Here is a 10,446-nt window from a genome sequence, read left to right on the forward strand (position 1 = left end):
GACGTGCCGTTGCGCGCCGGTGCGGTGCGTGGTGAACGCCCGGCTCAGTAGGCCGAGTTGACGTTGTCCATCGAGCCGTAGCGGTTGGCCGCGTACTTGCAGGCGGCGGTGATGTTGGCGACCGGGTCGTAGATGTTCCAGGACGTGCCGGGGACGTGGAACTCGCGGAACGTCGGGTCGATGACCTGGAGCAGCCCCTTGGACGGGATGCCCATCTGGGCGTTGGAGTCCCAGAGGTTGATCGCGTTGGGGTTGCCGGAGGACTCGCGCATCAGGTTGCGGAAGATCCCGTCGTAGCTGCCCGGGATGTTGTGCCTCGCCATGATGTCCAGCGACTCGCGGATCCAGCCGTCCAGGGTGTTCGGGTATATCTTCGCCGGCTTCGGGGCGGCGGCCGGGACGGCCTCGCGGACGGCGGAGCGGCTCGCGGCCTCCTTGCCCTGGCGCTCCTGCTCGACCTTGGCCTTGGCGGCTTGCTCGGCCTTCTGCTTGGCGAGCGCGGCCTCGGCCTTGCCCTGGGCGGCGGAGGCGTCGGCCTGCTGGGCGATGGTGGCCTGCTGGGCGCGGGCGGCGGTGTCGACGGCGCTGAAGGCCACCGGCTTGATGTTCAGGTTGGCGGAGGGCGCCTCGGCCTTGCCCTGGCTGGCGTCGGCCCCCGGGACGACGGTGAAGACCAGTGCGGCGGCACCGGCCGCGGCGACACCGGCGGCGGTGAGCTTGTGGGCCCGGGTCAGGTTCAGACTGGCGTGCTTCGGCATGGCGGACGACCTCTTCCGATGGGGGACATCGCACGGGCCAAGAGCGGCGGCAGAACGCCGAGTTCCGATCCGGCGCCGAGCGACGGGAGCCATTCTTAGCGGCCGAAAATTCGCCGAGCAACGATGTGACGTACGATCCCGGTTAGTGGGAACGGGCCGGTCCAGATCGCGTCCGAGCGGGAATATTCCCAGCTCACGGCGGATTTCCCGATCCACTAACCAGGTTCGTAAGTGACCTGCGCCCTATGCGCGGGGTCACAGCGGGCAGAGGTTTATCTCGCGTTTAGTAGTTGCGATCGCACAGGTCGTGTGCGGGATGCGGGCGGGGTGGCCCGGGTCAGACCTCGACCAAGACCTGGTCAAGGGACTTTCGTACCAAATCCGGCACCCGGCAGTCCGGGGCCGGGTAGCCGACGGGAATCACCGCGAACGCCTTCTCGTTGGCCGGCCGGCCCAGTACCTCCTGGAGGAACCGCATCGGGCTCGGGGTGTGCACCAGCGCCGCCAGCCCGGACAGGTGCAGCGCCGACAGCAGCATCCCGACCGCGATGCCCACCGACTCGTCCACGTAGTAGTGCTTGTGCTTGGTGCCGTCCGGGCCCAGCCAGTGCCGCTGCTGGAAGATCACGATCAGTTGCGGGGCGTCGGTCAGATGCGGCTTGACCTCGTCCGTGCCCAGCGGCCGCAGCGCCGCCAGCCACTCCTCGCCCAGCCGCCCCGCGTAGGAGCGCTGTTCCTCGGCCTCCGCCGCCGCCCGGATCCGGCGGCGCACCTCGGCGTCCTTGACCAGGACGAACGTCCACGGCTGCTGGTGCGCGCCGGACGGCGCGGTGGCGGCGCAGGCGATCGCGTCCCGGACCACCTGCTCCGGCACCGGGTCGGCGGCGAACTGCCGCACCGTCCGCCGCCGGTCCATCCGCTCCCGCAGCTCGGCGGCGCGGGCCAGCGATTCGTCCGCGGGCATCCGCTCCGGCCGGTACGGCACCGACCGGTAGGGCTCGCCGTGAGTGGGCGTCCAACGCTTCGTCGGGGGTGTCGGCGCGCTGTGCGCCTGTGATGAAGAGGACATGCCCACGAGTCTGGGTCCGGGCCGCCGGCTCGCGCCGCGGATCACCGAATTCGTGCCGATTCCCTCCGCGTGCGCGGCTCGATCGCCGCGCCACCGCGCTCCCGGCCCGCACCCATCGCACTCTCTGTCCCTATATAAGGAGACAAGGGCTGATTTACAGGCGAACACAGCCCTTCTCAGCACCTCGCCACCAGACCCCTTCTTATGGGGCCCTCTATATAAGGAGCCGCGTATAGCGCATATCCAGCTAAACCGGAGCGCTCCGGTCACGTTCCTGGCCAAGGCCGATCGGCTCCGCGCTCCAGGGGGCGTTCGGCCTAGGTCAGCGGGCGTAGGCGCGGAGCGTCGGCGGACCGATACGGGGTGATCGACGCGCCGGTACGGTGAAGCCATGAGCACCGGACCGGGTGCCGGGATCCCCGCGGTGAGCACCGCGATCCTGGCCATGAGCAGGCATTTGGAGGTGCGCGACGTCCTCAAGACGATCGTCGCCTCGGCCCGCGAACTCCTGGACGCCGAGTACGCCGCGCTCGGCGTGCCGGACGACCACGGAGGCTTCGCCCAGTTCGTCGTGGACGGCGTCAGCGCCGAGCAGTGGAAGGCCATCGGCCCGCTGCCCCGCCAACACGGCATCCTCGCCGCGATGCTGCACAACGCCACCCCCGAGCGGCTCGCCGACGTCCGCGAGGACCCCCGCTTCGGCGGCTGGCCCGCCGCCCACCCGGACATGTCCGACTTCCTCGGCCTCCCGGTCGCCGACGGCGACGAGATCCTCGGCGCGCTCTTCCTGGCCAACAAGCGCTGCCCCAAGCCCGCCGGCGGGTGCGGCTTCACCGAGGAGGACGAGCGGCTGCTCGGGATACTCGCCCAGCACGCCGCCATCGCCCTCACCAACGCCCGCCTCTACGAGCGCAGCCGCGAGCTGACCATCGCCGGCGAGCGCGCCCGGCTCGCCCACGAGCTGCACGACGCGGTCTCCCAGAAGCTGTTCTCGCTCCGGCTCACCGCCCAGGCCGCGACCGCCCTGGTCGACCGTGACCCGGCCCGCGCCAAGGACGAGCTCCACCAGGTCGCCGCCCTGGCCGCGGAGGCCGCCGACGAGCTCCGCGCCGCCGTCGTCGAGCTGCGCCCGGCGGCCCTGGACGAGGACGGGCTGGTCGCCACCCTCCGCTCCCAGGTCCAGGTCCTGGACCGGGCGCACACCGCCCGGGTCAGCTTCGCCGCCCAGGGCGTGCGGGCGCTGCCCTCCGCCCAGGAGGAGGCGCTGCTCCGGGTCGCCCAGGAGGCGCTGCACAACGCGCTGCGCCACTCCGGCGCCGCGCACGTCGAGGTGAGCCTCACCCGGTCCGGCCAGGGCGCCCTGCTGCGGGTCGCCGACGACGGGCGGGGCTTCGACACCGGCGTCGTCCGCCGGGCCGGACGGCACCTGGGCCTGGTGTCGATGCACGACCGCGCCGGCGGCGTCGGCGGCACGCTCACCGTGGAATCGGAGCCCGGCAAGGGCACCACTGTCGAGATGGAGGTGCCCGGTGGCTGAACACCCGCAGGGCGGTACCGAACGGGCCACCGGCGAGGGCCACGCGATCCGCGTGCTGCTCGTCGACGACCACCAGGTCGTCCGCCGCGGCCTGCGCACGTTCCTGGAGGTCCAGGACGACATCGAGGTGGTGGGGGAGGCGTCCGACGGAGCCGAGGGCGTCGCCGCCACCGAGCAACTGCGCCCGGACGTCGTCCTCATGGACATCAAGATGCCCGGCATGGACGGCGTCGAGGCGCTCCGCCAGCTCCGCGCGCTCGACAACCCGGCCAAGGTGCTGGTCGTCACCAGCTTCACCGAGCAGCGCACCGTCGTCCCGGCGCTGCGCGCGGGCGCGTCCGGCTACGTCTACAAGGACATCGACCCGGACGCGCTGGCCGGAGCCATCCGCTCGGTGCACGCCGGTCATGTGCTGCTCCAGCCCGAGGTGGCCGGCGCGCTGCTGTCGCAGGAGGACAACAACGGCGGTCAGGGGCGCGGCGGTTCGCTCACCGAGCGGGAGCGGGAGGTGCTGGGGCTGATCGCGGACGGCCGTTCCAACCGCGAGATCGCCCGGACGCTGGTGCTCTCGGAGAAGACCGTCAAGACCCATGTCTCCAACATCCTGATGAAGTTGGACCTCGCCGACCGCACCCAGGCCGCGCTGTGGGCCGTGCGGCACGGCATCGGGGCCTGAAACACCAGGTGGGCGGGGCGGGTTGCGGCCCTATCAAAGTTATTAGCCGAACGTCGCCCCATGAGTCGGAGATTCATACTGTCGTGTAGACGTAGCCTGTTTGGCGTATCCCAGCTCCGTGCCGGGCCGTTTCCCAGTGCAGTCGTGGCGGCTGGCCACGGCATCGGCAACGAGGAGCAAGAGAAGTGAAGAACATCAAGCGAGTTGCGGCCGTCACGATCGCGGGGGTCGGTCTCGCGCTGGCGGGCGCGGGTGTCGCCTCGGCCCACGAGGGTCCGCAGGCCCAGGGTGCCGCGGTGCAGTCGCCCGGCGTCGCCGCGGGCAACGCCGTCCAGGCGCCGATCCACGTCCCCGCGAACATCTGCGGCAACACCGTCTCCGTGGTCGGCCTGCTCAACCCGGCCTTCGGCAACGTCTGCCACAACAACTGACCGTGGGAGCAGCCGCTCCGACCACCTGACCCGCGTGCCGGGCCGAACTCCGGCCCCGCGTAGGTCACTTCGGGCCGGCCCCGCCCAGCCCTGGCCGTGTGGCCGGTCCGCCCTCCATATCCACCGTCGTTTTCGGCCCTGTGCCACCACGTGAGGAACACGCCACCATGAACACCGTCAAAAAGGCCGCCCTTGTCCTTGCCACCACCGGTCTCGCCGTCGGCGCCGCCGCCGGTTCGGCGTTCGCCCAGGACGGCGCGCAGGCCGACGGCAAGGCCCTGAACTCCCCGGGTGTCCTCTCCGGCAACCTCGTTCAGGCCCCGGTGCACGTGCCGGTCAACATCACCGGCAACAGCGTGAACGTCGGCGGCGTGCTGAACCCCGCCTTCGGAAACCTGGGCGCCAACGGCTGACGCCACCGGCCCGGCCCCCAACGCCCGGGCCGACGGAGGACGTTGGTCCTCGAACTCTCCTCGAAGGTCCCGCCGGCCGCGCCATGGCCGGCGGGACCTTCCCGCTCACCCCCGGCCCCGCTCCCGCTCCTCCACCGCGGAGTTGTACGCCGCCACCTGCGCCCGCCGGGCCGTGCGCTCCACCGGGCGCAACGCCTCGGCACGGGCCGCGATCTGGGACGAGCTGACCGCCGCGCCGTGCTCCCGCCCGTCCCCGCCCGCTCCCCGGGCGATGTCGATCAGCGCGCCGACCCGCTGCGCCAGCTCCAACACCCGTACGGCGCGCGGCGGATAGCCCGGCGCCAGCACCTGCCGGCCGGCCTCCGCCCGCGCCCGGTAGGCCGCCAGCGCCGCGTCCGCCACCGGGCCGGAGCCGGCCACGTCGAGCCGCGCGAGCACCTCCGTCGCCTCCCGCAGCGCCTCCGCCAGCTCCCGCTCGGCCTCGCCCAGCGACGGCACGTCGGCCGGCGGCGCCTCGCGGGCCGGCAGGCAGTGCCAGACCACCTCGACGTGCACATCGGGGCCGGCCGCGCCCTCCGGGCCCGCCTCGTACACCTCCGGGACGAGCCCCAGCGCGACGCCGTGCGCCAGCACCGCCTCGCCGGCCTCCAGCGCCCGCGCGTTGAACTCCGGCGGGCCGCTCAGCCCCAGTGGATGCCCCGGCACCGGCAGCGCCACCCGCAGACCGACCGCCCCCAGCGCCCGCAGCCGCCCCAGCGCCAGCGTCAGGCCGACCGGGGCGTCCTCCCCGGGCAGGCCCAGGACGCGGTGCACCGCGTCGTCGTCCGCGATCTGGTGCGCGGCGTCATCAGGTGAGACTAGTCCGGCCAAAAGGGCATTTCCCCACGACGCCAGTCGTCCCGAGCGAGGTTCATCGAGCATGGTCCCCAGCCTAGGGAACGGCACTGACAACGAGTGGCGTAGGTTTGCAGGGGGGCTGCGCCTACCGGCGCACACGACGACGCGAGATGGCAATGGGAGACAGTGCGCTCATGAGCGATGTACTGGAGCTGGTGGACGTATCCGTGGTCCGCGAAGGACGGGCTCTGGTGGACCAGGTCTCCTGGTCGGTGAAGGAGGGGGAGCGCTGGGTGATCCTCGGCCCCAACGGAGCCGGCAAGACCACCCTGCTGAACGTCGCCTCCAGTTACCTCTTCCCGAGCACCGGCACCGCCCGGATCCTCGGCGAGCAGTTGGGCCGCGTCGACGTCTTCGACCTGCGCCCGCGCATCGGCGTCGCCGGCATCGCGCTCGCCGACAAGCTGCCGCGCCGTCAGACGGTCCTGCAGACCGTCCTCACCGCCGCCTACGGCATGACCGCCACCTGGCGCGAGGACTACGACGAGATCGACGAGCAGCGCGCCCGCGCCTTCCTCGACCGACTGGGGATGAACGCCCACCTCGACCGGAAGTTCGGCACCCTCTCCGAGGGCGAGCGCAAGCGCACCCTGATCGCCCGCGCGATGATGACCGACCCCGAGCTGCTCCTCCTGGACGAGCCCGCCGCCGGCCTCGACCTCGGTGGCCGCGAGGACCTGGTGCGCCGCCTCGGCCGGCTCGCCCGCGACCCCTACGCGCCCTCGATGATCATGGTCACCCACCACGTCGAGGAGATCCCGCCGGGCTTCACCCACGTCCTGATGATCAATCAGGGCAAGGTGCTGGCTGCCGGCCCGCTCGACCTGGAGCTCACCTCCAGCAACCTCTCCCACTGCTTCGGCCTCCCGCTCGTCGTCGAGCGCAACGGCGCCGACCGCTGGACCGCCCAGGGCCTGCCCCTGAAGTAACCCCACGATCCCAAGTGGCCGGCCACCATTGACCGTTGCACGGTCGACGGTGACCGGCCGCTGACCGATCGCGCCCTGTCCGGGAGCCGCCCGACCGATCTACCATGACCCCGTGGATCCATGGGTGTGGTGGCTGTTCGCCGCCGTGGGACTGGGCATACCGCTCGTCGTGACCGCGCTGCCCGAATTCGGGATGTTCGCGGTCGGTGCCGTCGCCGGTGCCGTCACCGCAGCGCTCGGTGGCGGCACCGTCGTGCAATTCCTGGTGTTCATCGTGGTGTCCGTCGCGCTGGTCGCCGTCGTGCGACCGATCGCCAACCGCCACCGGGGCCAGGGCCCGCACCTCGCCTCCGGCATCGAGGCCCTGAAGGGCCGGACCGCCACGGTCCTGGAGCGGGTCGACGGCGGGGCCGGCGGCCGCATCAAACTCGCCGGCGAGATCTGGTCGGCCCGCGCCCTCGACGGCGACCGGGTCTACGAACCGGGACAACAGGTGGACGTGGTGGACATCGAGGGCGCCACCGCCCTCGTCATCTGAACCGAACCCGGTGCGCGACGCCCCGCACCTCTGGAAGACTGATCAACAACAAGCCGGCCGCGGCCGGATGGGACAGCAACGAAGGGCAACGGGAGCCGCTTTGGATATCATCATCGTCCTGATCATCCTGGTGGTGCTCGTCTTCATCGCACTCCTCAAGACGATCCAGGTCATCCCCCAGGCCAGTGCGGCCATCGTCGAACGTTTCGGCCGCTACACCCGCACGCTCAACGCCGGCCTGAACATCGTCGTCCCGTTCATCGACACGGTCCGCAACCGCGTCGACCTCCGCGAGCAGGTCGTGCCGTTCCCGCCGCAGCCGGTGATCACCCAGGACAACCTCGTCGTCAACATCGACACCGTCATCTACTACCAGGTGACCGACGCCCGCGCCGCCACCTACGAAGTCGCCAGCTACATCCAGGCGATCGAGCAGCTCACCGTCACCACCCTCCGCAACATCATCGGCGGCATGGACCTCGAACGGACCCTGACCTCCCGCGAGGAGATCAACGCGGCGCTCCGCGGTGTCCTCGACGAGGCCACCGGCAAGTGGGGCATCCGCGTCAACCGCGTCGAGCTCAAGGCGATCGAGCCGCCCACCTCCATCCAGGACTCGATGGAGAAGCAGATGCGCGCCGACCGTGACAAGCGCGCCGCGATCCTCCAGGCCGAGGGCGTCCGGCAGTCCGAGATCCTCACCGCCGAGGGCCAGAAGCAGTCCGCGATCCTCCGCGCCGAGGGTGAGGCCAAGGCCGCGGCCCTGCGCGCCGAGGGCGAGGCCCAGGCGATCCGGGTGGTCTTCGAGTCCATCCACGCCGGCGACCCGGACCAGAAGCTGCTGTCGTACCAGTACCTCCAGATGCTCCCGAAGATCGCCGAGGGCGACGCCAACAAGCTCTGGATCGTCCCCAGCGAGATCGGCGACGCGCTCAAGGGCCTCGGCGGCGCCCTCGGCAACTTCAACCCCGCTGGCGGCGGCGCCTCGATCCCCCGGCCCGCCAGCCCCGAGCGGCAGGCACCCCCGATCGACTGACGCGGCCGCATCCCTCGTGCATGATCAGGGTTGCCCCCCGACCTTCTGTGGCGGGGAGGCAACCCTGATCGCGTGAGGAGCCGTGCGTGTCCCCCTGGGAAGCAGTCGCAGTCTTCGCCGCCGGACTGGGCGCCGGCACCATCAACACCGTCGTCGGCTCCGGCACCCTGATCACTTTCCCCGTCCTGCTCGCCGTCGGCCTCCCGCCGGTGACCGCCAACGTCTCCAACTCCCTTGGCCTGGTGCCCGGTTCGGTCAGCGGCGCCCTCGGGTACCGGCGCGAACTACGAGGTCAGCGCAGCCGGGTGCTGCGCCTCGGGACCGGCGCCGTCATCGGGGGCCTGGGCGGCGCGCTCCTGCTGCTCGCCCTGCCCTCCAGCGCCTTCGACGCGGTGGTCCCCGCCCTGATCGCGCTCGCGCTGGTGCTCGTCGTCGCCCAGCCCCGACTGGCCGCCGCGGTCCGCGCCCGCCACGCCCGCAACGGCACCACCGCCCACCGGGACGGCGGCCCCGCCCTGTTCACCGGCCTGCTGCTGGCCAGCGTCTACGGCGGCTACTTCGGCGCCGCCCAGGGCATCATCTACCTCTCCCTGATGGGCGTCCTACTCAGCGACGACCTCCAGCGCAGCAACGCCCTCAAGAACGTCCTCACCGCTCTCGTCAACGCAGTCGCCGCGGTCTTCTTCCTCTTCGTCGCCCGCTTCGACTGGACCGCGGTGCTCCTCATCGCCGTCGGCTCCGCGCTCGGCGGCCAGCTCGGCGCCAGGATCGGCCGCCGACTGCCGCCCACCGCGCTGCGCGCCGTGATCGTCACGGTGGGGCTGGTGGCCATCGTCCAACTCCTCACGAAATAGCGGGAGTTCCGCACCGGTGAGTCGAGCGAAGGTCACCGCCCGCCCGCGCCACTACGCCGGCAGCGCCCGCAGCCAGTCCGGCAGTTCGTCCCGTACGGACACCCCCAGGGCCGCCACCAGCGCATCCGCCGGCGTCGGCTCGAAGGGCTTCCGCAGCAGCCGCATCCCCGCCTGCTCCGGCGTCCGGTCCGCCTTGCGGTGGTTGTCCTCCCTGCACGAGGCGACGGTATTCAGCCAGGTGTCCCCGCCGCCGTGCGACCGCGGCACCACGTGGTCCACGGTCGTCGCCCGCCGCCCGCAGTACGCGCAACGATGCTGGTCACGCGCCAGCACACCCCGCCGGGACCAGGGCGCCCGTCTTCGGAACGGCACCCGTACGTATCTGCTGAGCCTGATCACCTGCGGCACCGGCACGTCCACCGAGGCCGCCCGGACCCGCAACCCCGGGTGGGCGTGCTCGACGACCGCCTTGTCCTGCATCACCAGCACCACCGCACGCCGCAGCGACACCGTCGCCAGCGGCTCGAAGCTCGCATTCAGCACCAGCGTCTCGCGCATCCCGTCCACCTCCCGGACCCTGATCGCCGCCCTGGCGAAGTGGCTCCACTCTGCAAGGGCAGGTATTCCCCGGACAACGCAATTTCCGTGTGCCACAAGGGAAATGGGGGGTTGCGGGAGCATGAAGAAGAGGTGTTCCGCGACGGGGGCGGAGCCGGCGCGCCGCCGCACGCGGCACACCGGGAAGAAGAGTGCGCTCCGGGTTCCGACCCCCGTAAAGGAACCCGGAGCGAACGGCAGCCGCACGGACGCCCCTGAGCGTACGGACGTCCGGACGGGACGCCTCCCGTGGCCCAGGGGCCACGGGGGGAGGGGCGCACACACACCGGCGCCCCGGCGCTCCGCCACTGCGGTACCAGCCGCCCGCCACCTCGTGGAGGCGGCGGTACGCGTACCACTGTGCGCGGCGGAAGCGCCGGGGCGCAACGCATTTCCCGCGGGCCGGAGAGCCGGCCCGCGGGTCAGCCGGCGGCCGGCACCTCGTACTCGCCGATCAACTGGGCCCGCCCGAGCGTGTGGAACCGTAGGTTGAAGCCGACCACCGCGGGCGAGGCGTCCGCGTCCGGCCCCAACTTCTCCTGGTCGACGGCGTACACGGTGAACACATAGCGGTGCGGCCCGTCCCCGGGCGGCGGCGCGGCGCCACCGAAGTCCCGCGTCCCGTAGTCGTTGCGGGCGTGCACGGCCCCCGCGGGAAGCCCCTTCAGGTCACCGCTGCCGGCCCCGGCCGGCAGCTCCGTCACCGACGCC

13 protein-coding genes (1 of these 13 cut by a window edge) are annotated in these 10,446 nt (G+C 71.7%); 8 read left to right on the forward strand and 5 right to left on the reverse strand.

Annotated elements, in window-relative coordinates:
- Window positions 1–44 precede the first annotated feature (44 nt).
- Window positions 45–758 (reverse strand): transglycosylase SLT domain-containing protein, encoded by a 714-nt coding sequence (locus PV796_RS29135; protein ID WP_274916425.1) that lies wholly within the window; start codon window positions 756–758, stop codon window positions 45–47.
- Window positions 759–1,095: 337 nt separating this feature from the next.
- Entirely contained in the window at window positions 1,096–1,827 is a 732-nt protein-coding gene (locus PV796_RS29140; protein WP_274916427.1) for a nitroreductase family protein, read from the reverse strand.
- Between the two features lie 391 nt (window positions 1,828–2,218).
- On the opposite strand from PV796_RS29140, the gene PV796_RS29145 reads away from it, so the two are divergent.
- The 4 genes from PV796_RS29145 (at window position 2,219) to PV796_RS29160 (ending at window position 4,884) form a co-directional block, all read left to right on the forward strand.
- A complete protein-coding gene (locus PV796_RS29145; protein WP_274916428.1) occupies window positions 2,219–3,364 on the forward strand; it encodes a GAF domain-containing sensor histidine kinase in 1,146 nt (381 codons plus the stop codon).
- Complete coding sequence (locus PV796_RS29150; protein WP_274916429.1) at window positions 3,357–4,040, forward strand: response regulator; 684 nt, start codon at window positions 3,357–3,359, stop codon at window positions 4,038–4,040. Before PV796_RS29145 ends, PV796_RS29150 begins: the two co-directional genes overlap by 8 nt.
- Before the next feature lie 185 nt (window positions 4,041–4,225).
- A complete protein-coding gene (locus PV796_RS29155; protein WP_274916431.1) occupies window positions 4,226–4,471 on the forward strand; it encodes a chaplin in 246 nt (81 codons plus the stop codon).
- A 167-nt stretch (window positions 4,472–4,638) separates the two neighbouring features.
- A complete protein-coding gene (locus PV796_RS29160; protein WP_274916432.1) occupies window positions 4,639–4,884 on the forward strand; it encodes a chaplin in 246 nt (81 codons plus the stop codon).
- 105 nt (window positions 4,885–4,989) lie between these two features.
- Here PV796_RS29160 and PV796_RS29165 read toward each other — a convergent pair whose 3' ends face one another.
- A complete protein-coding gene (locus tag PV796_RS29165) occupies window positions 4,990–5,805 on the reverse strand; it encodes a hypothetical protein (RefSeq protein ID WP_274916434.1) in 816 nt (271 codons plus the stop codon).
- Between the two features lie 92 nt (window positions 5,806–5,897).
- Between PV796_RS29165 and PV796_RS29170 the strand changes: the two genes are divergently transcribed.
- From PV796_RS29170 to PV796_RS29185, 4 genes are all read left to right on the forward strand, one after another.
- Complete coding sequence (locus tag PV796_RS29170) at window positions 5,898–6,710, forward strand: ABC transporter ATP-binding protein (RefSeq protein WP_274919289.1); 813 nt, start codon at window positions 5,898–5,900, stop codon at window positions 6,708–6,710.
- A gap of 124 nt (window positions 6,711–6,834) precedes the next feature.
- Window positions 6,835–7,248: an NfeD family protein gene (locus tag PV796_RS29175; protein ID WP_274919290.1), complete on the forward strand. Its 414-nt coding sequence runs from the start codon at window positions 6,835–6,837 to the stop codon at window positions 7,246–7,248.
- A 67-nt stretch (window positions 7,249–7,315) separates the two neighbouring features.
- The gene (locus tag PV796_RS29180) at window positions 7,316–8,284 is read left to right on the forward strand and encodes an SPFH domain-containing protein (protein WP_274919291.1); all 969 of its coding nucleotides are present in this window, start codon (window positions 7,316–7,318) and stop codon (window positions 8,282–8,284) included.
- 86 nt (window positions 8,285–8,370) lie between these two features.
- Window positions 8,371–9,138: a sulfite exporter TauE/SafE family protein gene (locus PV796_RS29185; protein ID WP_274916435.1), complete on the forward strand. Its 768-nt coding sequence runs from the start codon at window positions 8,371–8,373 to the stop codon at window positions 9,136–9,138.
- Window positions 9,139–9,189: 51 nt separating this feature from the next.
- Here PV796_RS29185 and PV796_RS29190 read toward each other — a convergent pair whose 3' ends face one another.
- A complete protein-coding gene (locus PV796_RS29190) occupies window positions 9,190–9,696 on the reverse strand; it encodes an HNH endonuclease (RefSeq protein ID WP_274916436.1) in 507 nt (168 codons plus the stop codon).
- Between the two features lie 461 nt (window positions 9,697–10,157).
- Window positions 10,158–10,446, reverse strand: partial view of a YbhB/YbcL family Raf kinase inhibitor-like protein gene (locus PV796_RS29195; RefSeq protein WP_274916437.1) — the 3' portion only. It continues 251 nt past the right edge of the window; the window shows 289 of its 540 coding nt (coding positions 252–540); the start codon falls outside the window, past its right edge — the gene reads right to left on this strand; it ends in the stop codon at window positions 10,158–10,160.

Origin of the sequence: Streptomyces sp. WZ-12, from assembly GCF_028898845.1 — a bacterium.
Lineage (GTDB): Bacteria > Actinomycetota > Actinomycetes > Streptomycetales > Streptomycetaceae > Streptomyces.

Excerpts from the sequence above, each read along its gene's own strand:
- PV796_RS29135 (WP_274916425.1), bottom strand. The coding sequence starts at position 758 with ATGCCGAAGCACGCCAGTCTGAACCTGACCCGGGCCCACAAGCTCACC.
- PV796_RS29140 (WP_274916427.1), bottom strand. The coding sequence starts at position 1,827 with ATGTCCTCTTCATCACAGGCGCACAGCGCGCCGACACCCCCGACGAAG.
- PV796_RS29145 (WP_274916428.1), top strand. The coding sequence starts at position 2,219 with ATGAGCACCGGACCGGGTGCCGGGATCCCCGCGGTGAGCACCGCGATC.
- PV796_RS29160 (WP_274916432.1), top strand. The coding sequence starts at position 4,639 with ATGAACACCGTCAAAAAGGCCGCCCTTGTCCTTGCCACCACCGGTCTC.
- PV796_RS29165 (WP_274916434.1), bottom strand. The coding sequence starts at position 5,805 with ATGCTCGATGAACCTCGCTCGGGACGACTGGCGTCGTGGGGAAATGCC.
- PV796_RS29170 (WP_274919289.1), top strand. The coding sequence starts at position 5,898 with ATGGGAGACAGTGCGCTCATGAGCGATGTACTGGAGCTGGTGGACGTA.
- PV796_RS29180 (WP_274919291.1), top strand. The coding sequence starts at position 7,316 with ATGGGACAGCAACGAAGGGCAACGGGAGCCGCTTTGGATATCATCATC.
- PV796_RS29190 (WP_274916436.1), bottom strand. The coding sequence starts at position 9,696 with ATGCGCGAGACGCTGGTGCTGAATGCGAGCTTCGAGCCGCTGGCGACG.